Raw genomic sequence first — 26,287 nt, 5'->3', positions numbered from 1 at the left:
ACGCATCGTCCTCACTTTGGCCAGCCTCTCGTTTCCCGTCCCTGCCGAACGGGGATGCAAAAGTAGGAAGAAGAAGCGGACTTCCAACACCCCGCGCCGAAAATAATCGCCCCCAAAGCGGAAACCGCTGAAAACGAGCGGGAAAAGTTTTATAGCTTATACTATACCAACTGCAGGGCCTGTACCAGCTCCAGCATTTCTGCTACATGCCGTCTTTTCCAGTGGCTCTTTTTGTAGGTGCCTTCATATATCGTTTCTGCTTTCCTGTACTCTACCCCTGCCGCTTTCGCATTTCTCTCTGCCAGCATTATGTCTCCTTGTAAGGTATACATATCGGCTTGGTTGATATGATCTGCAGCGAAGTACCTGTTTAATACCTGCCTTGCTTTACCTGCTTCCTGCAAAGCATCTTCTGTTTTGCCTTCTGTCAGTTTTAGCCGGCCTCTATTATAGTATAAGGAGGATAGCATGGGGTGAGTCCCTCCTACTGCCTCTTGGGTTATCTTTATTGCCTGCTCCAGCTTCTCGCCTGCTCCTTTATATTGGCCTTGCTCCATCTCTACCAGGGCTATACCCGAAAGCGCCTTTGCCTTTTGCACCTTATAATAGTCTTCTTGCGATCGTTCTAACACGGCCTTATATAAGGAGTCGGCAAAAGTATAGTGCTGCAAACTCAGGTTTACGTCGGCGATGTTTAGCAAAACTTCATCAGAGCTGGCAGATTTATACTCCGGGAACCACCTGGCAATAGCGTATGCCCTGGTAGCATGGGCTGCTGCCTGCGGCCGGTTGTCTAACTCATTTTCTATAACAGCCATCTGCGCCAGCACTTCAGCGACCTTGTTATTATCTCCCCACTGGCTTTCATAGCGGCGCAGCACTTTAGTTAGCTTCTCTTTTGCGGCATCATACTTTCCTAATTGCCTGTCTAACTGTGCTGCATCCAGTAATACTTTATAGTATAAGGCCGACTCAACACCGTGATCCCTTTCTGCTATCTCCAGCGCTTCCTGTAGATAGGCCTCAGCTTTGGTATAGTCTGCCAAAGCCATGTATGCACTAAACAATGCCTGCCTGATCACCACTTGGTTGCCACTGCCGGGCCTTTCCAGTTTAGTATAGCCAGCCATTGCTTCCTCAAACCGTAAAACAGCGCGTTTATACTTGTTGGTTTTCAGCTGCAGGTACCCATCATAATGCTGCAGCACATAATAGTTCAAGCTATCCTTGTGGGCAAGCTGCTTGCCTTTCTGCAGGTATAGAGCTGCTTTTTCATAATCTTCAGCCCTTAGCAGGTTTGCGATGAAGTGCTCATACATCTTCATGGTGCCTTTGTAGCTTCCCTCCCCTTCTTTATACTTGCTCTCAAACGGGACGAGCACCTGCTCCAGCACCTGGTTTGCCTCGTGTATGGCTCCTTGTGCCGATACACTCATACTTAAGCTTACGAACAAATCTGCCAGGCTCTCATCTAACTTGCCAACATCTGTTTTATACTTGTTTATTGCCAGAAGATATAAGGAGTCGGCCTTCTCGTAGGTGAGAAGCTTTGCGTGGCAGTCAGCCATATTCTTCCAGGACCATACTTTGCTGGAGTTCCAGGAGCTGTCAGCGCCTGCCAGGTCATCCAAAACAGAATCGGCCTCTATAAAAGTATGTAAGGCTTGCTGATAGTTTTCAGTATCATAGGCGGCCCAGCCTTTGCAGAGGTAAGCATTATACTGTGTTGCTAAGGCCCCACTTATTCCATAAAGTTCCTGCAGGCCATCTTCAGGCTTCCACTCCAGCCACAGTTCCCCCTCACGCCTTGCGGCATTGGCTGCCTTTATAGCGGCATCACACATTTGCTTATCCAGAAAGCTGACGGCCTTATCCCTTTCGTCAAACATGCGGAGGTTATGCAACAGGGACTCGTTTTGCTGGTTGAACGCCCACAGCACCTGCCGGTGCGCCCACGTGTTGATCGGGACAGAGGCGAACACAGTGGTAAGTACAGCCAGTACGGCAGACCGAATGAGCAGGGGCTGTAGATTTTTCCCAAACCATTGCTCTCCTTTACCGCGATAAGTATAGATAAGCAGAAACAGGAAAAGGCAGAGGTTCGGGAGCATGAACAGCAGCATCTTGAGCCAGTTCTGATCTGCCACAATACCCCACGGTAACATAAACGATGCAGCACCCATGGCGATTCCTGCAAGTATGGATAGCGCTTTGGGATACTTATACTTGCTGAATAACCAATAGCCGCCTATGGCAAACGTTATCCCGAAAGCCCACAGCACAAAGGTCAATAATGTGTTGCCGGTTACGCCGGTTAAGGCCAACACCGTAACAGCTGCCAGCAGCCCCCAAAAGAACTTCTCTAGATCTCGCACGGAGTACTTCTGTTAAAATGCCTCCTGCTTCTCCTTGTTGTTTGTGGCACTATCGGCATAATCCTGCAGATAGCTGTAAAGCGGCATCAGCTTACCATCTTTGGCAATGGTGCCCCGCTCCAGCATCTGGCCTTCATCGCCGTTAAAGAACTGCGGAAACACATTGTCTATCAGGTGGCGACCGAAATCGCGGGAGGCGTTGCGCGGCAACTCGCATGGCAGGTTGTCTACGGCCATCACCGTTATATTACCCGGTTTGGAGTATGGCGCTTCCAGTTCTCCTGTTGCAGGGTTGTAGTCGTAGGCGGGCTCTTCGATGGTGGTGGCATGCTTGGTGGTAGGTATGGAGCCATCCACGTCGCAGGTAATGTCGGCGATGGTGTCTATTTTGAAGTCTGGCTTGCGTGTGTCTTCTTCTGTAAAGAGCTTCGGGGCGTTGGGGTCCCAGTAGGCACAGGCCAGCAGCAGGTCGGTAACGCGGGTAAACTTGCGGAAAGTACTCTTATATAAATGTGGGTTAGCGTAGAAATCCGGCGAGTCCCATACTTCCACGTCGGGCCGGGCGTTGTAGTCGCCGGAGTGCAGCTGGGCGTAAACCGGCTCCGTGAACTGCTTGTACAGGTAATCAAACACGCTCACCTTTCTGATGCCCATCTTGTCCAGCACTTCCATGGCGCCGCCCGCCACGCGCCCGCCTCCGGTTACGGCAATCTTTATCGGCGGCAGCTTCACCTTAAAGTACTCCTCCTGCATGTCTTCCATCTCGTGGCACAGGTAGGCCGGCTTCAGGTCGAACAGCTGGTGCTTTTTGCCATAGGTAAGGATGCCGTTGTAGGCGCCTACTATGCCTGCGTAGCGGCCAAAGGCCACCACCCGCTGTCCCTCCGGCGTCTTCAGCAGCTCATAATCTATCAGGGTGATGTTTTTGTCCAGCACGGCGCGCAGCAGTTTGGCGTTGTGCGGCTGCTTCTTTATCGTATGGGAGAAGAAAAAGTATGTCTTGTTCGGGATCAGCTGGTCTATCGGCACCTCCTTCACTCCCATCAGCACGTCGCAATGGCTAAGGTCCTGCTGCAGCGGTATGCTCAGCTCCTGGTACTCGGCATCGGTAAAGCAGCGGATGTCGCTTGGCTGCACCGCAATCTCCATGTCCGGGAAGTCTTGCATGGCCTCTACGCACTTTTTAGGAGTGAGGGGAACACGCTTGTCAACCGGTATTTTACCCTCTTTGATAACGCCGATTTTTAATTTACCCATAGAACAGCCTTCTTGAATTGTTACGCTTATTTTTCTGTTAGCTCAAGTATAGTATAAGCCATTGCCTGACGCTTCTACCTCAGGAGGTTGCCCTGGCCCGAAGTATTTGGCTTTGATGCTTCAATATAATAAAGTATTACTACTTTTGTAGCAAAGTTTGGAACTGGCAGAAAGCCGGCTTCGGATGAAGCTGGAACCCCCAAACCCTGGATCTTAATATATCGCTGTTATGATTTTTAAAACGAAACCTGCTGATGTGTTTAAGGAGCGCCACAACGGCCCCGACAAAGAGCAAATGCAGGACATGCTGCGCACCATTGGCGCAGAAACACTGGACCAACTGATTGAGGAGACTGTACCAGCCGCCATCCGACTGAAGAAGCCACTCAACCTGCCTGCCGCCCTTTCTGAGCGGGACTTCCTGAACAAGTTCTCCCAGATTGCCAAGCAGAACAAAGTATACAAGTCGTACATCGGGCTGGGCTACAACGATACCATTATGCCGCCGGTTATCCTGCGCAACATTATGGAGAACCCGGGCTGGTACACGGCCTACACCCCTTACCAGGCTGAGATTGCGCAGGGCCGACTGGAGGCGCTGATCAACTACCAGACCATGGTGATAGACCTGACAGGCATGGAGATCGCCAACGCCTCGCTGCTTGACGAAGGAACCGCCGCCGCTGAGGCCATGAACATGTTCTACGCCCAGCGCAAAGGCTCCCGCAAAAACGCCAACCGCTTCTTCGTGTCAAACCAGGTGCTGCCCCAAACGATCGACATACTGACCACCCGCTCTACTCCGCTGGGCATTGAGCTGGTGATCGGCGACCACCGCGAGGCAAACCTCGAAGACGAGACACTGTTTGGCGCTATTGTGCAGTACCCTGCTGCCGATGGTGCCATTTTTGATTATGCTGACTTTATAGCGAAGGCGCACGCCCAGGATATGCTGGTGGCGGTGGCCGCCGACATACTGGCGCTCACGCTGCTAACCCCTCCGGGCGAAATGGGAGCCGATGCCGTGGTGGGCACGACCCAGCGCTTTGGCGTACCGATGGGCTATGGCGGACCGCACGCGGGCTATTTTGCTACCAAAGAGGCCTTCAAGCGTGTAATTCCGGGCCGCATTATCGGCATCTCGATGGATGCTGAGGGCAACCGGGCGTACCGCATGGCCCTGCAGACGCGCGAGCAGCACATCCGCCGCGAGAAAGCAACTTCTAACATCTGTACTGCCCAGGTACTGCTGGCCGTTATTGCCGGTATGTATGCCGTGTATCACGGCCCGCGCCGCCTGAAGTATATCGGCCTGAACACGCATGCGCTGGCGCAACAGCTGGAAAGCGGGCTGAAGGCGCTGGGCTTTGAGCAGCAGAACGAGCAGTACTTCGACACGCTGAAAATAGCTGTAGAGAGCGCTGACATGCAGCAGGCCATCCGCACAGAGGCTGAGGCGGCTGGCATTAACTTCCGCTACTTCGGTGAGAACAACATCGGCATCTCCCTGCACCAGAACACCGATCTGCAGGATGTAAAAGCCATACTTGCCGTTTTCGCGAAAGTGGCCGGAAAGGCTGCCGACGTGCTAAGTATAAACGAGCTTCCGGAAGAAACAGAAATCACCTGGCCGGAAAGCCTGATCCGTAAGAGCGACTACCTGACGCACGAGGTATTCAACGAGCATCACTCCGAGCACGAGATCCTGCGCTACATGAAGCGCCTGGAAAATAAGGATATTTCCTTGGTGCACTCCATGATCTCCCTGGGCTCTTGCACCATGAAACTGAACGCCACCGCCGAGATGATTCCGGTGACATGGCCGGAGATTGGGCAGCTGCACCCGTTTGCCCCAGCCAACCAGACACAAGGCTATAAGCAGATCTTCACAGACCTGGAGGCCTGGCTGTGCGAGGTAACTGGTTTTGACGGCGTATCGCTGCAGCCAAACTCGGGCGCACAGGGCGAATATGCCGGCTTGATGGTGATCCGTGCTTACCACGAGTCGCGCGGCGAAGGCCACCGCAAGATTGCCCTCATCCCGTCTTCTGCCCATGGCACCAACCCTGCCTCGGCGGTAATGGCCGGCATGAAAGTGGTAATCGTGAAGTGCGACGAGAAAGGCAACATCGACGTGGCCGACCTGCGCGCAAAAGCCGAGCAGTATAAAAACGAGCTGTCTTGCCTGATGGTGACCTACCCATCTACCCACGGGGTGTATGAGGAGAGCATCATCGAGATCTGCCAGATCATCCACGACAACGGCGGCCGCGTGTACATGGACGGGGCCAACATGAACGCCCAGGTTGGCCTGACTTCTCCGGCTACCATTGGCGCCGACGTTTGCCACCTGAACCTGCACAAAACCTTCTGCATCCCTCACGGCGGCGGCGGACCCGGCGTTGGCCCGATCGGTGTGGTGGCGGACCTGGTTCCGTTCCTGCCAGGCCACGCAGTAGTAGACTTAGAGCGTAAAAACGCGATCCATGCGGTTTCTGCGGCGCCTTGGGGCTCAGCCTCCATCCTGCCGATCTCCTATGCCTACATCGCCATGATGGGCGGCGAAGGTCTGACAGAGGCCACGAAAGTAGCTATCCTGAACGCTAACTATATTAAGTCCAGGCTGGAGAAGCACTACCCGGTGCTGTATGTTGGCAAGAACGGCCGTTGCGCCCACGAAATGATCCTGGATTGCCGTGAGTTCAAGAAGTATGGCGTAGAGGTAGAGGATATCGCCAAGCGTTTGATGGACTATGGTTTCCATGCGCCAACGGTATCGTTCCCGGTAGCGGGTACTTTAATGGTGGAGCCAACCGAGTCGGAGGCACAGGAAGAGCTGGACAGGTTCTGCGACGTGATGATCTCTATCCGTGAGGAAATCCGGGAGGTAGAGCAAGGCAAGGCCGGCCAGAAAAACAACGTGCTGAAGAACGCACCGCACACGGCCAAAGTAGTGATGGTAGAGAATTGGGACCGCCCTTACTCCCGTGAGAAAGCGGTGTTCCCGATGGCGTACCTGCGCGATAACAAAGTATGGCCAACCGTAAGCCGCATCGACAGCGCCTATGGCGACCGTAACCTGGTTTGCTCCTGCGCCCCGATTGAGGCCTACAACGAGAACGGGAATGAGATGGTAGCCATTGGCTAACCGCATCCTACTTATACTTGAAAGCCCGGCTGTTTAGGCCGGGCTTTTTTTGTGCTCCTACCCTTTCCCTTTCTACTTCTTTGTAACACCACCCAGCATAATTAATCGATTATAACATTATACTATTTGGCTTAAATATAAAAATTAAGTAATATAGTTTAATAAAAGTTACTACACTGATAATTATATCTATCTTTGCGAAAAGTTTATTTATATAAACTGATCCATATAAACTAGGATAAATTGCATTATTCATCCCCCAGCACCCTTACTATATGAAACAAGCATCCTATTTCTGCAGTTTTCTTATTTGCTTGCTATTATCTGCTGGCTGCTCACGAGTACCTATGGCAGATATAGAGATTGCCTACCCACAGACAACGGACTTCGACTCGTACAAGACCTTTAACTTGTACAGCGCTGAAGTGCCCAAGCCTCGCGTAGGTGGTTCGGGTCCTCAGTACAACAGCTTGCTGGACCAGTACGTGCGGCAATCTATTGGTGCGGAGATGAGGAAAAGCGGTTTCCAGCTTGATGTGGTAGCCCCTGACCTGCTGGTTGCTTATGACATAGCGGTTGATACGTCAAAGGCTTCATCTGCAGGCTACAAGTTTCCGCAAGGGTTTGGCTACGGGTACAGTTTCTGGTATGGCTACCGCTTCCGCTACGACACCTCGACGCTGTTTGATTTTAGGCCCATAGACGAGCTGCCTGCCGGAACGCTGGTGATAGACATCATCGACCCCGCCACCAACGAGCTGTTGTGGCGTTGCTATGCCGATGCGTACCTGGACCCTTCCACGCAGGATGAGGAGTATGTTAAGTTAGTAGTAGAGGATATTCTATCAGAGTTTCCTCCGGCCTCTTAAGGCTTTAATCTTCATAGTTTATACTTCAGCGCGAGGCCGCCGTAGTAGTTCCGGCCGGGTGCGGGCTGAAAGTAGCGTCCGCCAAAGGCATTAAGGTCGTTGCCGAGGCTATACTTCTCATCTGTCACGTTATCTGCCCCGCCAAAAACCTCCAGCCCAAAGCGCTGCCCCAACTGCCGCTTTATACCTACTCTGCCGCCCGCCACTATATAACTATCAGTATAAACTGCGTTTTCGTCGTTCAGCGGCGTTTTATCTGAATAGTTTGTAGTGAGGTGCAGGTATAGGCCAAAGCGGGTGCTCAGGTCTAAACCGGCTGTAGCGACATGCGGGGCCACCCCCGTTAGCTTATTGCCGGAGTAATTGTTTTCGTTCTGCTGGTACTCATCAAACCGGAAGTGGCTGAAGGTATAGCTGGCCCATACTTTCAGGAGGCTCAGCTGCTGCTCCGGATCGTCCAGCAACGTATACCCCATACTTGTTTCGATGCCCTTCTGATCGGTGCTGCCCACGTTCCGGAAAACCGCCACACTCGATACGTCCTGCCTGCTCACAATCGACTCCTTCAGCCTGAAATAATAGGCCACCACGTCAAAAGTAAGCCTGCTTTGCAAGGCAAAACCCCGGATACCTGCCTCGTAGCTGGTGCCTTTCTCTGCCTCCAACGCCTCGTTCAGCTGCCCATCCGATGTCAGTATCTCTTCTTCGGTAGGCGGTGAGAAGCCTGAGCTGACGCTGGCATGAATGCTGAGCTGGTCGGTCAGGCGCTTGAGCAAAGCCACCCGTGGCGACAGTACTGCTTTAAAATCCCGGTTATACGTGTAGTTGCCACTGCTGGCCTGGTGCAGGCGCGTTATTTCATACTTTGTGTCGTTTAGGCTCAGAGCCGCTGTCGCAATAACATCAGCCGGAAACTTAAACTCGGCCTGGGCAAAGGCAAAGCCAGTTTTGGCCACCACTTCATCATCAGTGCGGAGAGAATCGGGTTTGCCGCCGTTGTTGTCGTAGGTTCGGGATGCCTCGAAGCCGCGCTGGTACTCTGCTCCAGCCGTAAACGTGCCCTCTATACTCCCGAGTTGGGCCGTGTAGGCAAAGCTGGTGCGGCCGCCAACTTCCTGGTTTGTGTTTCTTTCATAGTCGGTGTTAAAGGGATGGTCGCGGAAGCGGTGCATGCCGTAGAGGGCGGTTGTATTCCGGAACCTGTCGCTGAAAGTATACTCCTGCTTCAGCCCTGCCACCATGCTCTTTTGGTTCATGGAGGCATTTTGCGCCACGCTGCCATACATGCCGCCCCGCGCCTGGTGCGGGTCCTGCTCATACTGCTCCTGCGTTAGCGCGCCCGGCAGCTCATAGTATAAATCAGAATAAAGTATGTTGGCAGACACTGTGCGCTTTTCTGAGGGGCTGAACTCTGAGCTGAGCAGCAGCACTTCCCTGTCCATAGCCGACTGCTGCCGGTGGCCCTCATACTCCTGCTTGGCGTACTGCACCAGCGTGCTGCTGTGCTTGCCCCCGATGCGCGCGGTAGCGGTGTATCGCCTTAAACCATAAGAACCCGTAGTGGCCCCCACTTCTACAGACTGCTCTCCGGCTGCTGCCCGTCGGGGCTCTAGGAGCACGGTGCCGCCGGTGCCGGCACCGTATATACTGCCGGTTGGCCCCTTCAGCACTTCTATGCTTTCTATGTTGGCTGCATCCATCAGGTTAAGGGCCGAGGTGCCGTTGGCTTCTGTAAAAGGGATGCCGTTATAGTATAGCTTCACGTTTCGGATGCCGTAGGGAGAGCGGAGGGAGCTTCCGCGGATAGAAATGCGGTAACTGGCCGGTGCCCGCTCCTCCATCCGCACACCCGGCACTGTGTTTACGGCCCGCACCACCGAGCTCTCATCAAACTGCCCGATCACCTCCCGGCCAACTATACCCACAGCCCCCGCCGTTTGCAGCAGCGGCCGGTTTGTTTCGTAGCCGCTTATCACCACTTCCTGCAGGCTGGCGGCGCTTGGCTGCAGCAGCACCCGCAGCTCCTGCCCCACCTTAGGGTTTGGCCGCACTTCCGTTTTGTAGCCCACGTAGCTAAACACCAGCCGCTGTGCCGCCGCGGCAGTAGCCAGGGTAAAGTAGCCTTGTTCGTTGCTGATCGTCTGCTCGCCAGTGTTGGCGGTTATGGTTACGCCCTGCAGCGGCTGCTCGGTATCGCGCTGCAGCACGTAGCCGCTGTACTGCCCTTGTGCCAGCAACTGCTGTGGCAGCAGCATCAGTAAAATAAACAGTAAAGTATAGGTGTAGCGGTATAGAGCCATAAATGAGTTAGGTAAACAATCAAACAACGACTTGAGCCGCCCAAAGTTTAGGCTGAAGTACTTTTGGCTATAAAGATAAAAGGCTCTACAGAAACTGCAGAGCCTTTCCAAACTATGAAAGCTAATGAGAATTTAAATCTTTAGTTCTTTTTGATAGTGAACTCGGTGCGCCGGTTCTGCTGGTGCATCTCCTCAGGGCACTGCACCCCATCGCCGCATTTGTTCACCAACCTTGTTTTGCCATAGCCCTTACCTGTCAGGCGGCTTCTGTCTATGCCTTTTGCCACCAGGTAATCTACAGCGGCCTGGGCTCTTTTCTCCGACAGCTGCTGGTTATACATAAAGCTCTCGCGGCTATCGGTGTGGGCGCCCAGTTCAATCTCAATCTCGGGGTTATTCTTCAGCAGCGTCACCAGCTTATCCAGTTCACGGGCCGCATCCGGGCGAATTTCCCACTTATCCAGGTCGTAGTAGATGTTCTCCAGCACAATAGCCTTCTCCACCTCATTCTTATCAAACACCAGGGCCACTTGCACGGTATCCGGCGCAGTAGCCGGCACCTCTATCCCCGTCTCCATTTTCAGGAAGCCCATCTTAGACCCGGTGAACGTATAGGTATTTCCGGCTCTGGCATCAATAAACCCATGTGCCTCCTCATCTGTAATAACCACCGCAGAATCGTTTGAGTTCTTTTGGCTCATCAGAATTCGCGTGTTCGGCAATGGGTCGCTCACTGTTTTCTTTTTATCGTTCTGGTAGCGGCCCAAAGTCGTGACGGCCAGTACTACCGGCTTCTGCAGCACCTCGAAGGCGTAGATGTCTTCGGTGCCGTTTTGGGAGTCGCGGTTAGAGGACAGCAGCCCCCGCGCCCCCGGCTCGGTGAACATAATGCCGTAGTCGTTTTTAGGCGAGTTGATAGGGTAGCCCAGGTTCCTTACAGCGCGCCAGTTGCCCAGCTCGCCTTCTGCTGAGAAAATATCCATGCCCCCCATACCTGCCTGCCCCTCCGAGGAGAAGTATAGCTTTCCGTTCGCATCCACATAAGGGAAGCTTTCGCGGCCGGTGGTGTTGATTACAGGGCCAGCGTTCACCGGCTCGCCCCAGCTACCGTCGGCTTGGCGCTGGCTGTAGAAGATATCTGTTTCGCCCAGGCTGCCCGGCATGTCAGAGGCAAAGAACAGCACCTCCCCGTCTGGCGACACCGCCGGGTGGCCCACAGAGTATTCCTCTACCTTGTTGTAAGAGAATGGCTGGATGTTGCCCCAGCTGCCGCCCTGCTTCTCTGCAGTATAAATCTCCAGGCGGTTTACCAGGTTCTGGTTTTCGCCTTTCTCCACCCAGCTGGTAGGGTCGGCGTTTGTGTTGCCCAGGGCAGGCACCATTTGGGTGCGGGTAAAGTATAGCTTGCCGCCGTCTTTTGCGGCAGAGGCCGTCGCGTTATGGTAGTCTGTGTTTACAACAGCCTGCAGCGGCTCCGGTTGGCTGTAATCGCCCTGGCCGTTCTCATGCGCCAGAAATAGCTGCAAGTATGGCCGGCCTGTCCAGCCGTATACTTTGGCGTCTTTGCCTTCTTTCTGCACGCCTCTGTCGGAGGTGAAGATAACGCCGTTGCTGCCATACTGCACCGGGCTGAAGTCGGATACATTGCCTCGGCTGAGGGTGGTCAGCATGGTTACTTCTGCTACCGCAGGCTGCTTCATCAGGCGCACCGACTTATCGGTAGCCTCCATCAGCTGCTGGGCCCGTTCGGCGTTTTCGGGCATTTCCTCGCCCCACTTCATGTACTGCTCCTTGGCTTCGGCAAACTTGCCGTTGCTGCGCAACGCCTCGGCGTAGTAGTATAAGTTCATGGGCGGGCGGCCCGGCATCGACACCGCTTTGCCATACCATACTTCGGCTTCCTGGGTCTGGCGCGTGAGGCGGTAAGCAGTGGCGATGCGCTCCACCGTCTGCAGCTCCGGCTTGTGTTTTTGGATAGCTTCCTTGTAGGCAGGTATGGCCAGGGCAAACTCATAGTTGTCGTACAGTTTGTTGGCCTTGCGCAGCGACGACTGCCCCTGTGCCACAGGCGTGAGCCCCAGCACGGCGGCAACTGCTAAGTAAAAGGGTATATAGGTAAATTTCATATAGTATGCGGCTTTGGGTTAAAAGTACTGCGGCGTCATCATCTTGGTCTCCTTCTTACGGAAGAGGTAGTAGCCTACCGACACCTCGTGGGTGCTCTGGTTGCTGTATCCGTTCAGCATCTTGTCATAAGAATAGCCCAGGCGCAGCTGCTTCAGCACCTGCAGCTCGCCAATAAAGGCCACTGCCGTGCGCTTTTCCACATCACCGGTCTCTGCATCGTTGAAAACATTCATACTGGTGCGGTACGAGCTGCCCAGCCACAGGCGGTCTCCCAGTAGCACAAAGGCGTTCAGGTCCATACTTGTCGGGGCATGAAAGTCTTCCTTCACCAACACGCTTGGCTTCAGCTTTATGAAAGGCGACACATCCAGCACATAACCCGCCGTGAAGAAGTAGTGCCGCTCCGGCTCCACCTGCTCCATGTCCTTAAACTGCAGCAGATCAGTGCCCGAGAAACCGGCGTAGAAGCGCTTTGTGTGGAAGTAGGCGCCAATCTTTACATCAGGCTTAATGGCCGTTTCTTTGCCGGTTGGGATGCCGGGGTCATTGCCGATGCCGAACTCTGTGCCGTCTATCATGTGCTGCACCAGGCCCGGGGCCAGGCCAAGGCTGAAAATGGCGTTCTGGCTCACCTGCAGCTTTACGGCGAAGTTGGCGTAGGCACTGGTGGTGCTCTGCGCGCCCAGCTCATCGCGGGTTACGTTCAGGCCCAGGCCCAGCCGGTCGTTGGCTATCACCCCGTCCACTGCCAGCGACTGCGTGGTAGGGGCGCCCTCCACACCCGTCCACTGCGAGCGGTGGAAGGCGTTTATGTTCAGCACATTCTTGCTACCCGTATAGGCCGGGTTGATGGACATGCTGTTAAAAATATACTGTGAGTACTGCGGATTTTGCTGAGCACTTGCGGCCGTGGTAAGCAGCAAGGCCAGCAATAGGTAAAATATTCTCATTTTCATCTGAATTACTAGTATTAAAGCCTTGCTTACCTAAAGATGGTAGTGTATCCGGTAAACTCCTTCACTACGCCGTCACAAACTGTTACCCTTACTTTATAGAAGTAAGTGCCTTGCTCCAATCCCTTGCCAGACCAGTTGTTCTGGTAGTTTTTAGCCTTAAAAACCTCAGATCCCCAACGGTTAAAGATGATGATCTCGTTGTTCGGGAATTTCTCCAGGTTCTTGATTTCCCAGTTATCGTTGGTGCCGTCGCCGTTCGGGCTAAAGGCTTTCGGGAACTCCAGGTTGCCATCGGCCTTGGCTGCGTCTATCGGCGCGGAAGCCTCCATGCTGCTGCAAGGGCCGTTGATAGCCATTACTGTTACCGTTCCGGTTATGTCTGGCTTGTTTGCTTTTACGGTGATGGTGGTAGTGCCCTGCCCCGATACGATGGTGAAGCCCTGGCTAACGTTCCAGGTATAGGCGCTGGCTCCCTCCACCGGGTCAATCGTGAATATCAGGCCGTCGCACACGCTGCTGTTGTCGGTAATGGCACCTGGCGTTACAGGAGGCGCGAACACTACCGTTTGTAGCTGCCCACTTACAGTACCGCAGCCGTTGGCAGCTACCACCGAGATGGCCCCGCCGGCTGTGCCTGCATTCACCGTTACGCTAGTGCCGGTGTTGCTGCCCTCAAAGCTCCAGCCATCTGGCAGCGCCCAAGTATAAGTAGCGCCATCCTCCGGGTTAGAGATAGTATAAGTCAGCTGCTGGCTATACTCGCAAATGTCGGTGTTGCCTGTGATAACCGGGGCTGTTGGCGCCAGCACAGGGGCTACCTCCTTAGAGGCTACCGCGCCCAAGCCGCACTCATTTCTGATGGCAACCGTGATGGTGCCGCCTTCCTGGCCAACCGCCACCTCAATTCTGGAAGTACCCTGTCCTGTGATCTCTCCCCATGTTTCAGGCACGTTCCACTCGTAGGTGATGTTCTCTCCGTCCAGGGCAGGCACTTCGTACACCAGCGTGGTGCCGATGCAGGCGCCGTTCTCCCCTGTAATAACCGGGGCTTCCGGCACGTCGTTTACTGCCACATCTATAGCGGTTGCGTTCAGGCTGGCACCGCATTCCGTGTTGGCCTTTACGCTGATGCTGCTGTTCTCTTCACTTGCTTCGCCTACCAGCACGGTTACCTCACGGCCTGTCTCGTCGCCTACAAACGACCAGCCTTCTGGCAACTGCCAGGTATAATATGCGGCTCCGGTCACTTCTGCAGCTATATATGTCTGCTCCGTTCCGGCGCATACTTTTGCCGGGCCGGTTATACTTTCAGGGGCAGCAGGCAGCAGGTTTACGCCTACTGGTTTAGTAGCTGTTACCGTAAAGCAGCCGTTCGTTACTTTTAGCATCAGAACGCCTCCGTTGCCCCCGGCGCTTACCTCAACCGTTGAGGTGTTCTGGCCCGAGGTAATTTCCAAATCGCCGGTGGTGCTCCACTCATAGCTTACCTCGCCTTCATAAGTTGTGGCGGCGAACACGTTGCCTGAGCTGTTCTCGCATACTTTGTCGGAGCCGGTGATTGTCGGCTGGGTTAGCTGCGGCGTAACGGTTATCTCTGCTTCACTTGTGTAAGTGTTACCGCACAGGTCGGTCGCCAATACGATGACTTTGCCGTTGGCCGATGCCTCAACTGTAACAGTGTTTTCTGTTTCGGAAACCTTTGCAACCCCTCCTTCATACGAGAAGGTGTATTCCAGTCCCAGGTTTTCAGGCAGGGTGAAGGTTGTCTGCTGGCCTTCGCAAAGCGTTGTCTCGCCGCCGGTAAGCGCGATACCGTCTGTTAATATGTTACATGTTATTCCAATTGCAACCGTAGCGTTGTTGTTGTCCTGCACTTTGTCCGGCACGGTGGTGCTGCTGGTAGCCACTGTGGCCGTGTTGGCTATGCTACCGGTTAGGTTTGTGAGTTCGCCCACCCCTATAATTCTGGCTTTGATGGTGACAGTGGCTTTCTCTCCCTCGGCTAGCGCGGCCAGGGCAAATTCTCCTGTAAGCGGATCGTACCCCACCGGAGAGGCCGACACAAACACCAGCCCTTCCGGCAGTTTGTCTGTGATCGTGATCGCCTCAGCATCGTAAGGCCCGTTGTTTGTTACCTCAACCGTGTAAGTTACCTCATCGCCTAAAGTATAGGTCTCCTTGTCTGCAGTCTTGGTTATGCTCAGGTCAGCATTGAGCTCTGGCACATCGATCGGAAAGTCGGTCTCGTTGTCTTCGTCTTTATCGTCTGGTTCAGGGTATTTGCTGCCGATCACGGCAATGTTCCTGATATTAACTGTTCCGTCTTCTGCTACACCCTCATCCGTAATTTTGAAGGTGATCTTCAATGCTGTACTTCCCGCATAAGAAATGGCAGGAATGTTCCAGAAGATCTTTTTGTCTGTGGCCAACTGGCTCAGGTCTACCGTCGTTCCGTCCGGGCTCTCATGGCTAAGGTACTCCAACCCAAGGGGGACCAGGTCAGTCACCACTACTTCGTAGGCTACACCTTCGCTTTTGTTTATCGCTGTTAACGTATAAGTGATCTCATCGCCTATCTTATACTCTTTCTGCTCTGCTGTTTTGGTTACCTGCACATCCACGCGAATGTCCACAGGGGCCGATACCGTACTGTTTTCCAAGCTCACGGATCCTTCCAGAGAAATTACACGCGCTACAAAGCTTACCTTATCATGTATGGTGATATTGCCTTTGGCAAGTATAGTGCCCTGGAAGTCGGTGTTCGATCCTATGTTCACCTCATCCCTGACAACCCAATACACATTGTCCGGGCTAGTCTGCTCCAGCAGCAGCATGGCCGCGTTGGAGGCAAGCGTATTGATGCTTCCGTTCACAATAAACACAAACACACCGCCAGGGTTATTCTTGCTGGTCAGCTTTAGGGTTTTGCTTAAGGTAAAGTCGCCATCAATCACGTATACGCCTGGCTCAAAAGCTGTGGCATCAAGATTTGCCGGGGTAGCAGGCATAGCTTTTAGGCTATTGTAGGCCTCCAGCGCATCCTGGTAAGCAGCCTCGGCGGCGGGTGTGCCAATTTCAAATTCGCCATCAATGTTGGCTGTGCCATTAATCACACCTCCGGGACGGACACCAATATGCCCGTTAACGCCCGACGTGCCTGTAAGGGTGACCTCCGTGGCGGCAAGCACCGCGAAGTTTTTTGCCTGGCCCAAACTAACTTCGTTTGTCTGCGCCAGACTAAGGGTGATGCTGCCCATCAGCAATAGAAAGGTCAGCAGTAAATGTTTAATCATAAATTAAGATATAACTGTATAACGTCACTCAGATATTCATACATAGGGCTGTATCTATGCTACCTTCTTTTACTTAAAAAGAGGGAAATGGTTATACGCACCCAATTAAATATATGGATATTTATATTGATTTTTTGTTGTGTACTAACATAGCCTGACAGCCTGTGTTAGTGAATCAGGAAACCTTGAGGTATACCAGGAAAAAAATAGCTTCATAGAAGTGCAGTAAATTTGTTTCATAGGCTTGGGCAGTGGTTAATCGCTGTTAAAATTACATTTAACAACATTATTTTCAAATATATAAAAATATTTTTATCAAATAATTAGAAAAATGCAACATGATGGCACTCCTCCAAAAAAGACAAAAAAAATCCCCTGCTACCTATTTTGGCAGCAGGGGAAATCTTTTGTTAAAATTCTGGCGCTATACGTTTACATGTCGCTCCGCATGATATGAGGATCGTACTAAAGGACCGGATTCTACGTACTTTATACCTCTTTTCAGGCCTTCCTCGCGGTAATGATCAAACAGGTCCGGGTGGATAAACTCGGCCACTTCGATGTGCAGTTTTGTAGGCTGCAGGTACTGGCCCAGGGTTAGGATGTCGCAGCCGTTGGCCGCCAGGTCGTCCATGGCCTGGTATACCTGCTCGCGGGTTTCGCCGAGGCCCAGCATGATGCCGGTTTTGGTGCGCTGCCCATACTCCTTGGTGCGGCGGATCTGCTCCAGCGAGCGGTCATACTTGGCCTGCGGACGTACGCGGCGGTACAGCTCCTTCACCGTCTCCATGTTATGCGACACCACTTCTTGCCCTGCCGAGATCATCGTGATCAGGGCATCCCAGGTGCCTTTCACATCCGGGATAAGGGTTTCGATGGTTGTGGCAGGCGACAGCAGCTTTACCTGCTTCACCGTTTCGTGCCAGATGGCGGCGCCACGGTCTTTCAGTTCGTCGCGGTTTACGGAGGTGATTACGGCGTGCTTCACGCCCATTAATTGTATAGCCTCTGCCACACGGCGTGGCTCGTCTTCGTCGTACTCGTTGGGGCGGCCGGTGGCCACAGCGCAGAAAGAGCAGCTGCGGGTACACACATTACCAAGAATCATGAAAGTAGCGGTGCCTGCACCCCAGCACTCGCCCATGTTAGGGCAGTTGCCGCTCTCGCAAATGGTGTGCAGTTTATATTCGTCTACGATGCTTCGTACTTTGGCGTATTCCTTCCCAACCGGCAGTTTTACACGCAGCCAGTTTGGCTTGCGAGGCTGGCCCAGCGCATTAAGTCCCTCGGGCTTGGCGTTAGGCTGAATAACCGGAAGTGTCATCATTTCATCCATGCTGCAAAGATAAGGAAGTTATAGGTAAAGAGTTTAGCCACAGGCCAAAAATGTGGCGTTGGCAAGGTATGCCTCTTTAACAACAGGATGCGCAAAAGGTTTCCGTGGCTTACTTTCTGCTGCCGTAATACAGGTTCAGGTACACGGAGGTAAAGGTGTTGTTATTTTCGGCCAGGGGAATGATGACCGGCTTGCTCGGGAAGTACTCTACGGCCACCCCTACCTCAATGCCCGCTATACTTTCGCGGTAACGGCCGTACTCAAAGCTAAGGCCGGCCTTGGCATGCACGCCGGGCCTGAACTTGGTTTGCCCCAAGCCCCGGAAAACGGTTTCGCTGCCCAGGATGTAGTCGGAGTTGGTGTGCACGTTTTCGTCGTAGGGCACGCTGCGCACATCGTTGGTGGTGCCGTCGTAGCTGTATTTTATATAGTACGGCACCAGCAGCCCGATAGAGGGGCCAATGGCGCCAACGGCATTCACCTGCACCCCAGACTCAGCCGCCTTCCGGAACAGCACCAGCTCCCGGCCATAGTGCGGCCTCACCACAAAAAAGTAGTTCTTTTTGCCATACACAAACGGCTCGCCCACATAGTTCAGGTAGCGCTCTTCCTTGGGGTGCTTCACCTCCACTATCTCAATGCCGCCGAACTGGTACATCTTCTCGTTCATGTAGAACGAGGAGCGCACGAAAACGCCACCAATCAGCCCCCCGTTGGAGTTGAAGTTGATGCCGTAGCTCGTTTCCCGCTGGAAACTTTCATCTTCCTCAGACTGGGCGAAGGCTGGCATCGCCACCAGAAGAACTGCCGACAATATGCAAGTAAAGAGTTTTATCACGGGCCAGTGCGTTTCAGAATGTATAAATATACTTAAGCTTTAGGCATTTATCAAACAGTGTAGAATGTAGGCATGCGCTGTTTAACCGTCGCAGTAAAGTATACGTGGGCTGGCAGAAAGTGATGTGGCTAGAGTTGCTCCCTCAGCCCTCGCAGCTGCTAGGCCTTTATATGCTTTTTTATGGCATCCACGCTAATGCTCAGGTGCGAGGCATCGTAGGTGCACATCCCATCCTGCAACAGGAGCAGCTGCGGCGACTGATGCGTCACCTGCAGCACTTCCGCCACCTCGTTAGACACTGGCCGGTAGCGCAGCAGGTCCAGGTAATAAGGCTTCACGTGGTCGAGGCCGGCACCGGCCCACTGGCGCTCCAGGCGGCTTTTGGCGGTGGAGCTGATGGAGCAGGCCGTGCTATGCTTAAAAATCACCACCGGCGTCTCCTTCGACTCTTCTACAATTTCATCCAGCTGCTCTACGCTTGTAAGTGGGTGCCAATTCATATATGCTTGTTGTCTTATACTATCTTAATGTGATCTTTTCTTGTCGGCGCGCGTGTTATACTTTCTTTTCTTACCAAAAATCTTCAGCTTCCTGACAGGCTCACCGTTTACGTTGAACTGCATTTTGTCGCGCTCGTTGTTACGCACGCGCCTGCGCCCCGATGCCCCTTTCTTAAAAGTATAAGCGTCCGTGTTCAGGTGTGTCTCTTTAAACTTTGCATCTACTTTTTCCGCCTCCCGCAGCGATTTTCGCAGCTGCTGCTCATGCTTAGCCGACGCCTCGAAGCTGGTTTGCCCATAGCCCGGCAAAGTACCGGCCACGAAAAACAGCAGCAGGCCCAGGCCATACTTACAAGCTTTTTTAAAGCAGAAATCCGTAGCGCACACCTTCATCATGGTTTTTATACTGATTCTGTTTGAACTGGTTTCTAAAACAAGCCGCGTCGCTTCTTCACCATACCGTTTTTGTTCTTGTTCACTTTAATAGCTTCCAAGCCCTCGGCTCTGTCTCCCTGAATTTTGATGGTGCGCCTGCTGGTGGGCTTAGGGCAAGGTATGCCTTTGCGCTGGCACCCCGCACCGGCAACAAGTATCAGGCACAGCATCATAAATAGGTATGGGCGAAATAAACGCATGATGCAAATATATGAATTTAAAATTGTTATAGGCAGCTTAAACACAAAAACAGCACCGCATACTACAAAATTTTACCCGGTGCTGCCTTTCTAGTTTTAGTAATTCAGCATCGCTTCGGCTTTCTCGCGCAGGCGCTGCCTTGGCAGGAACTCCTGCTCCAGCGGCGGCGCAAAAGGCACGGCTGTGTCCAGGCTGGCCACGCGGGCCACCGGGGCATCCAGCAGCTCAAAGCAGTGCTCGCTTATCCAGGCAGCTATTTCACCGCCAATGCCACCGGTCATGTTGTCTTCATGCAGGATGATGACGCGGCCGGTTTTCTCCACGGCGGCACGTACGGCGTCCTTATCCCAAGGCAGCAGGGAACGCAGGTCCAGGATCTCTATACTGGCATCCGCTAGCTCCTGCTGCAGCTGCTTGGCCCAATGCACGCCCATGCCGTAGGTAATAATAGTCAGGTCATCGCCCTCGGCCACGGTTTTGGCTTTGCCGATCTCTATAGTATAATAATCGTCCGGAATCTCCTGCGAGATGGAGCGGTAGAGCAGTTTGTGCTCAAAATACATCACCGGGTTCGGGTCCTCGATGGCGGCGTTCAGCAAGCCTTTGGCATCGTAAGGCGAGGACGGGTACACGATCTTCAGGCCCGGCGTATGGAAGAACCAGGCCTCGTTGCTCTGCGAGTGGAACGGACCCGCCGCTGTGCCGGCACCTGTTGGCATGCGCACCACCACATCGGCGTGCTGGCCCCAGCGGTAGTGGCTCTTAGCCAGGTTGTTCACAATTTGGCTGAAGCCGGCGCTCACGAAATCGGCGAACTGCATCTCCACCATACTTTTCTGCCCGCGCACCGACAAGCCCAGGCCAACACCAAGTATAGCCGATTCGCAGAGCGGAGTGTTGCGAACCCTGTCTTTGCCGAACTTATCCACAAAACCCTCGGTGATCTTGAACACGCCGCCGTACTCGGCTATGTCCTGGCCCATCAGCACCAGCTCCGGGTAGCGCTCCATGCTTTGGCGGAGGCCGTCGGAGATGGCATCCACGAAGCGGCGCTCTGTTTTACCTTCACCGGCTGGTTGAATCACCTCCTGAGAGAAAGGCTTATACATATCGGCCAGTTCCTGCTCGCGGTTGGCGGTTGGCATCGGCTCGGCAAAGGCTGTCTGCAGCCCCTCCTCTATCTCGGCCTTCAGCTCCTCCTTTATACTTTCCATGGCTTTCTGCGTCAGCACCAGCTCATCCAGCAGGTAACGCTCAAAGTTTTCCACCGGGTCTTTCTTGGCCCATTTCTCGAACAGCTCCTGCGGCACATACTTGGTTCCGCTGGCTTCCTCATGGCCGCGCATCCTAAAGGTAATCGCCTCGATGAGCATCGGGCGCGGGTTCTTACGGATGCTGGCCGCCGCCTGGCGCACCGTGTCGTATACTTCCAGGATGTTGTTGCCGTCTATCTGCAGGGCATCGATGCCGTAGGCCGGGCCTTTGTCGATGAAGTGCTTGAACTTGAACTGCTCGTTGCTTGGCGTGGAAAGCCCATACCCGTTGTTCTCGATCAGGAAGATCACTGGCAAGCCCCACACCGCCGCCACGTTCAGCGCCTCATGGAAATCTCCCTCCGAGGCACCGCCATCGCCGCTGAACACCACCGTCACTTTCTCCTTGTTCTCCAGCAGGTCGGCCAGGGCAATGCCGTCAGCCACGGCCAGCTGCGGACCCAGGTGCGAGATCATGCCCACAATGTGGTGCTCGTTGGTGCCGAAGTGGAAAGAGCGGTCGCGGCCCTTGGTAAAGCCGTGGGTTTTGCCCTGGAACTGCGCAAACAGGCGGCCCAGGTCGATGCCCCGGCTCGTGAACACGCCCAGGTTGCGGTGCAGCGGCAGAATATACTCGTCAGGCTCCAGCGCCATGGCCGAGCCCACCGAGATGGCCTCCTGCCCAATGCCGGAGAACCACTTGCTCACGCGCCCCTGGCGCAGCAGCACCAGCATGCGCTCCTCAATCATGCGCGGCTTCAGCAGGGCGCGGTATAGTTGTATCAGCTCCTCTTCAGAATACTCTTTGCGGTTATAGTTCATCGCTTTTATGAAAACCTCGTTATAGTTTGTCGGGTTAAAGTATGGGCAAGGCACCTGTAAGGTATGCCATTAATTTATACTTTTGTTTAGTTGATCTTACACAGGCGCCAAATGGCAAGCTGCACTTGCCGTGCAAAAGCTACAGAAAAGCTGCAAAGGCTGCAAGCATAGACACAAAAGTCTCTATGTTCTATATCTGTAAAGTATAAACTATAGCCGCTGCCAACGTTAAAAGTATAACTGCCTATAGTATTGAAGGAGGCACCCGGTTAAGAGCTTTTAAACCGTACGCTAACAATTTAGCAACCCAACAATTGAGCAATTAAGAGATATGATAGAGTTCAAAGAATTTACCCTTGACAACGGCCTGCGCGTGATCGTGCATGAGGACCATACTTCGCCGATGGCGGTGCTGAACGTGCTGTACGACGTGGGCTCGCGCGATGAGGAGGAGGCGCACACCGGTTTTGCCCATTTGTTCGAACACCTGATGTTCAGCGGCTCCAAGAATATTCCGGTGTATGATGAGCCCCTGCAGCGCGTGGGTGGCGAGAACAACGCCTTCACCAGCCCCGACATCACGAACTACTACCTCTCGCTGCCGGCGCAGAACCTGGAAACGGGCTTTTGGCTGGAGTCGGACCGTATGCTGGAGCTGGCCTTTAGCGACCATGGCCTGGAAGTACAGCGCAAGGTGGTGGTAGAGGAGTTTAAGCAGAATTACCTGAACCAGCCCTACGGCGATGTGTGGCTGAAGCTACGCCCGCTGGCCTACAAGGAGCATTCCTACAAGTGGGCCACCATCGGCAAGGAGATTGCGCACATTGAGGAGGCGACGATGGATATCGTGAAGGCCTTCTTCCGCAAACATTACTCGCCGAACAATGCTGTACTGGTAGTGGCCGGCAACGTGACCTTTGCCCATGCCAAGGAGCTGACGGAGAAATGGTTCGGCCCTATACCTGCCGGCGAGAAGTATGAGCGCCAGCTGAAAGAGGAGCCGCGGCAGACGGAGGAGCGCGTGCTGGAGGTAAGTTCCGACGTGCCGCTCAGCGCCCTTTACAAAGCCTACCACATGCCGGGCCGCCAGCACCCCGATTACCACGCCGTAGACCTGATCAGTGACATTCTGGGCCGCGGCAAGTCGAGCCGCCTGTACGAGCAACTGGTGAAGGAGAAGAAGCTGTTCAACTCTATTTCGGCATCGGTAACCGGAAGCGTGGAGCCAGGCTTGCTCATCATACAGGGCAAGCTAAACGAGGGCGTAGATCTGCAGGAGGCGAATGCTGCCGTAGAGGCCATTGTGGAGGAACTCATCGATAACCGCGTGGACGAGGAGGAGTTGAACAAGGTGAAGAACCAGGCCGAGACCAGCATCGTGTTCTCGGAGATCGAGCTGCTGAACCGCGCCATGAACCTGGCCTACAGCAAACTGCTCGGCGACGCCAACTTTATTAACCAGGAAGGCGAGAAAGTACAGGCCGTCACGCCGGACGATATTCAGCGCTGCGCCCAGGAAGTACTGCGCAAGACCAACTGCTCTACCCTGCTTTATAAGGCGGAGAAGAAGGAGCAGCCGGTGGAGGCATAGTTTAGCGTTTTCTGAGAAAAAAGAAAGGCTGCCATACTTTGGTGGCCTTTCTTCTTTTTAGGTTTTGTCAGTATAGTTGCTGCTCAACCTCAGGTTATACTTGCTTCTTCCATCCTTTCATAGCTCCCCCTCTGGCTCTCCCTGGCGCAAGCGTCCGCTTGTGCCTTTATATTTTAGCTTCTGGCGCAAGTCTTCAGACTTGTGTCCTTTTATGATGTTGAATTCGTAACTCAACTGGCTTGAAAAGCCACATTTTTAACTTTGGCTATACTTTATACTTCCGTAACCGAATGTCTTTATAATTTAGCCGCTACTTTCTGCAACTGGAGCCAAGTTAATCTTTCTAGCTTCTGTTCATCCATGGCTTTACAAAGCTACTGTTGCATTTCATACTTTGGTGCCCTCCAGGTCGGGAGGCCTCGCCTTGGGGGTAGGGGTCCTCGATAAGGGCATCGCGCTACCTACATTTCCTTTGCTCCTGACGTCGCACTGCCCAGCCGGGCACCGGAAATCTAGCCGGAAACCTAGAAGGTGCTCCTTTTCGAGGGCTGGGGTGGAGTAACTCCCCTCCTTGGACAAGGAGGGGCAGGGGTGGTTGGACCTGGTAATGCAGACACGCGGACAAGGATGTCCGCAGCAGAGAAAGTCCCGGACGAGGAAGTCCGGAACAGCAACTTGAGGTTTGCCGAACTCCCTCCCCTGTTCATAGGGGAAAGGATAGTTAGTCCCGGCTCCACAAAACCACCCTATCTTCAGAATTGCTTCAGGTTTGCTCCAATATTGCTTCAGATTCAGGTTATAGCTTTGGCATATTGTTTAACCTTTAAAGCAATTACATCATGAAATCAACATTCTTTGCGCTTCTGTTTCTGAGCGGCTCTCTGTTTGCCTGCGATAAAAACAGCGATGACATAAAGCCCGGCGATGTGCCAGCCGCCGTGACAGAAACCTTCAGCAGCACTTTCCCGGATGCCCAAAACGTGGAGTGGGAGAAGAAAGGCGAAGACTACGAGGCCGAGTTTGACGTGGCCACCGTGGATTATGATGCGCTCTTCAGCGCCTCCGGCACGCTGCTAAAGCACAAGTATGATGTACCCGAGGCAGAGCTACCCGAAGAAGTAAAAGCGGGCATCAGCCAAAACTACGCCGGCTTCAGGGTTGATGACGCTGACGCGGTGGTGCAGGATGGCAACACCTATTACCAGGTAGAGTTGGAAAAGGATAACCAGGAGCAAAAGTATGTTTTCTCCTCCGACGGACAGCCGGCAGAGCAGCCCTACTGGGACTAGCCACAAGCGCTGAACTACCCTTTTCACAAAGCGTGGGGCACCTGCCTCACGCTTTGTTTTTATCCCGGCCATACCCGCCATGCGGCTCAGAACCTTTTCTTTCCATACTTGTATACACAAACAACAAACTATACTTTTGTACATCAAGCACAAAGTATGCGCATAGAAGAAGAAATACACCAGGGCGAGTTTAAGGACGACTACCGCCGGCTGATGGCCAACCTCCTGTTTACCAACAACTGGGTGAACCAGCAGCAGCTGCCGTTCTTTAAGGAGCTGGGCCTGACGCTGCAACAGCACAACGTGCTGTCTATTGTGCGCGGGCAGCACCCGGAGCCGGTGTGCTTCGGCGATATCCAGAACCGCATGGTAGACCGCAACTCCAACGTTACCCGCCTCATCGACAAGCTGATTGAGAAGGGCTACGTAACCCGCGACATCTGCCAGACCAACCGCCGCATGATTGAAGTGCGCCTTACCCAAAACGGCCTTAAAAAGCTGCAGGAGGTGGATGAGAAGTTTCCTTCCCTGTTCAAGCGGTTTCATAACCTCAGCCCCCAGGAAGCCGTGTTGGTAAGCAACCTGTTAGATAAGCTACGCGGGTAGCTTATTTTTTAACGCACACACTTGTATAAACAAATAATGTATAAACCCACAAACTATGAAGTATACCACAGTAAAAGACGTGAAGGTGCCGGCGCTTGGCTTCGGCACTTTTCAACTCGATAACAATACTGCTGACACCATGGTAAGAGCCGCCCTCGAAACCGGCTACCGCCATATAGATACGGCCCAGATGTACGGAAACGAAGAAGGCGTTGGCCGCGCCATCGCCGCCTCAGCCATTCCACGCGAAGACGTGTTTCTGACCACGAAGGTGCTGCCAGCCAACTTGGGCCGCAAAAGCTTTATGCCCTCGGTAGAGGAAAGCCTGCGCAAACTGAACACCGGGTATGTAGACCTGCTGCTGATCCATTGGCCTAATGCCGAGGTGCCGGTGGAAGAGTACATGGAGGAGCTGATGAAGGCGCAGCAGAAGGGCTATGCCAAGCATATTGGCGTCAGCAACCACACCACCGCCCTGCTCGACAAAGTGCTGGCCACCGGCGCCGACATCCTCACCAACCAGGTAGAGTATCACCCCTTCCTGAACCAGGACAAGCTATACCATTACCTGCGCCGGCACCACCTGTCGCTCACGGCCTATAGCCCCATTGCGCAGGGCAAGGTAATGGGCAACGAAACACTCAAAAGCATAGGCAGCAAGTATGATAAAACTGAAGTACAGGTAAGCTTGCGCTGGCTCTTGCAGCAGGATGGGGTGCTGGCCATTCCCAGAAGCTCCAGCGAAAAGCACATGAAATCCAACGCCGCTATTTTTGACTTTGAGCTGACGCAGGAGGAAATGCAGCAGATAAACCAGCTGACGCAGGAAAATACCCGCCTCGTAAATCCTGCCTGGGCACCGGCCTGGGACACTTTGTAGAAAAAGCAAGTATACTATAAACTGGCATAAGCCAACAACCTTACCCATGGTTTACCGGGAGCGCCTGCTATACTTTTAGCAGGCGCTTCTGTTGGCAGGGCTGCCGGGCTTTGCCTTGAGCACGCAAAAATCAGTGCTTAAAATAGCGCAAAATCGTAATTTTAGCTTAGATTTACCTTTTAAGCCCGCCATACGTTGGGCTTTACCCGTT

At 53.5% G+C, this 26,287-nt stretch carries 18 protein-coding genes; 6 read left to right on the top strand and 12 right to left on the bottom strand.

All coding sequences use genetic code 11. The annotated features are described in order from the left end of the window. Positions 1 to 161: 161 nt before the first annotated feature. Positions 162 to 2,375: a tetratricopeptide repeat protein gene (locus tag FJM65_RS20400; protein WP_140624080.1), complete on the bottom strand. Its 2,214-nt coding sequence runs from the start codon at positions 2,373 to 2,375 to the stop codon at positions 162 to 164. A gap of 12 nt (positions 2,376 to 2,387) precedes the next feature. Continuing rightward, positions 2,388 to 3,632, bottom strand: coding sequence for an NAD(P)-dependent oxidoreductase (locus FJM65_RS20395; RefSeq protein ID WP_140624078.1), 1,245 nt, complete (start codon positions 3,630 to 3,632; stop codon positions 2,388 to 2,390). A 229-nt stretch (positions 3,633 to 3,861) separates the two neighbouring features. Between FJM65_RS20395 and gcvP the strand changes: the two genes are divergently transcribed. Further along, positions 3,862 to 6,780: an aminomethyl-transferring glycine dehydrogenase gene (gcvP, locus tag FJM65_RS20390; RefSeq protein WP_140624076.1), complete on the top strand. Its 2,919-nt coding sequence runs from the start codon at positions 3,862 to 3,864 to the stop codon at positions 6,778 to 6,780. Positions 6,781 to 7,127: 347 nt separating this feature from the next. Beyond that, positions 7,128 to 7,649: a DUF4136 domain-containing protein gene (locus FJM65_RS20385; RefSeq protein ID WP_181163817.1), complete on the top strand. Its 522-nt coding sequence runs from the start codon at positions 7,128 to 7,130 to the stop codon at positions 7,647 to 7,649. 11 nt (positions 7,650 to 7,660) lie between these two features. Here FJM65_RS20385 and FJM65_RS20380 read toward each other — a convergent pair whose 3' ends face one another. The 10 genes from FJM65_RS20380 to FJM65_RS20335 form a co-directional block, all read right to left on the bottom strand. After that, entirely contained in the window at positions 7,661 to 9,949 is a 2,289-nt protein-coding gene (locus FJM65_RS20380; protein WP_239023044.1) for a TonB-dependent receptor, read from the bottom strand. Between the two features lie 140 nt (positions 9,950 to 10,089). After that, a complete protein-coding gene (locus FJM65_RS20375; protein ID WP_140624072.1) occupies positions 10,090 to 12,075 on the bottom strand; it encodes an OmpA family protein in 1,986 nt (661 codons plus the stop codon). An 18-nt stretch (positions 12,076 to 12,093) separates the two neighbouring features. Next, positions 12,094 to 13,032: a PorP/SprF family type IX secretion system membrane protein gene (locus FJM65_RS20370; protein WP_239023043.1), complete on the bottom strand. Its 939-nt coding sequence runs from the start codon at positions 13,030 to 13,032 to the stop codon at positions 12,094 to 12,096. A 26-nt stretch (positions 13,033 to 13,058) separates the two neighbouring features. After that, positions 13,059 to 16,325 carry an ice-binding family protein gene (locus tag FJM65_RS20365; RefSeq protein ID WP_140624070.1) on the bottom strand — a complete coding sequence of 1,089 codons (3,267 nt, stop codon included), beginning with the start codon at positions 16,323 to 16,325 and terminating at the stop codon, positions 13,059 to 13,061. A 424-nt stretch (positions 16,326 to 16,749) separates the two neighbouring features. Next, positions 16,750 to 17,652 (bottom strand): lipoyl synthase, encoded by a 903-nt coding sequence (gene lipA, locus FJM65_RS20360; protein WP_239023042.1) that lies wholly within the window; start codon positions 17,650 to 17,652, stop codon positions 16,750 to 16,752. Between the two features lie 118 nt (positions 17,653 to 17,770). Next, entirely contained in the window at positions 17,771 to 18,475 is a 705-nt protein-coding gene (locus FJM65_RS20355) for a hypothetical protein (protein WP_239023041.1), read from the bottom strand. Between the two features lie 182 nt (positions 18,476 to 18,657). Continuing rightward, the gene (gene ytxJ, locus FJM65_RS20350) at positions 18,658 to 18,999 is read right to left on the bottom strand and encodes a bacillithiol system redox-active protein YtxJ (protein WP_140624068.1); all 342 of its coding nucleotides are present in this window, start codon (positions 18,997 to 18,999) and stop codon (positions 18,658 to 18,660) included. A 24-nt stretch (positions 19,000 to 19,023) separates the two neighbouring features. Then, on the bottom strand, positions 19,024 to 19,395 hold the full coding sequence (locus tag FJM65_RS20345) for a hypothetical protein (protein ID WP_140624065.1): 372 nt from the start codon (positions 19,393 to 19,395) through the stop codon (positions 19,024 to 19,026). 32 nt (positions 19,396 to 19,427) lie between these two features. After that, complete coding sequence (locus FJM65_RS20340; protein ID WP_239023040.1) at positions 19,428 to 19,607, bottom strand: hypothetical protein; 180 nt, start codon at positions 19,605 to 19,607, stop codon at positions 19,428 to 19,430. A gap of 123 nt (positions 19,608 to 19,730) precedes the next feature. After that, positions 19,731 to 21,710 carry an alpha-ketoacid dehydrogenase subunit alpha/beta gene (locus tag FJM65_RS20335; RefSeq protein ID WP_140624061.1) on the bottom strand — a complete coding sequence of 660 codons (1,980 nt, stop codon included), beginning with the start codon at positions 21,708 to 21,710 and terminating at the stop codon, positions 19,731 to 19,733. Between the two features lie 331 nt (positions 21,711 to 22,041). Between FJM65_RS20335 and FJM65_RS20330 the strand changes: the two genes are divergently transcribed. The 4 genes from FJM65_RS20330 to FJM65_RS20315 all read left to right on the top strand — a co-directional run bounded on the left by FJM65_RS20330 (position 22,042) and on the right by FJM65_RS20315 (position 26,076). After that, on the top strand, positions 22,042 to 23,301 hold the full coding sequence (locus FJM65_RS20330; RefSeq protein WP_140624059.1) for a M16 family metallopeptidase: 1,260 nt from the start codon (positions 22,042 to 22,044) through the stop codon (positions 23,299 to 23,301). Positions 23,302 to 24,140: 839 nt separating this feature from the next. Then, the gene (locus FJM65_RS20325) at positions 24,141 to 24,590 is read left to right on the top strand and encodes a PepSY-like domain-containing protein (RefSeq protein WP_239023039.1); all 450 of its coding nucleotides are present in this window, start codon (positions 24,141 to 24,143) and stop codon (positions 24,588 to 24,590) included. Positions 24,591 to 24,746: 156 nt separating this feature from the next. Next, positions 24,747 to 25,196, top strand: coding sequence for a MarR family winged helix-turn-helix transcriptional regulator (locus FJM65_RS20320; RefSeq protein WP_140624057.1), 450 nt, complete (start codon positions 24,747 to 24,749; stop codon positions 25,194 to 25,196). Between the two features lie 55 nt (positions 25,197 to 25,251). Then, a complete protein-coding gene (locus FJM65_RS20315; protein ID WP_140624055.1) occupies positions 25,252 to 26,076 on the top strand; it encodes an aldo/keto reductase in 825 nt (274 codons plus the stop codon). The last annotated feature ends 211 nt before the right edge of the window (positions 26,077 to 26,287 follow it).

Source organism: Pontibacter mangrovi, assembly GCF_006385705.1.
GTDB lineage: Bacteria > Bacteroidota > Bacteroidia > Cytophagales > Hymenobacteraceae > Pontibacter > Pontibacter mangrovi.
The sequence above is the reverse complement of the archived record's forward strand: the minus strand, read 5'-3'. Positions and strand labels throughout refer to the sequence as shown.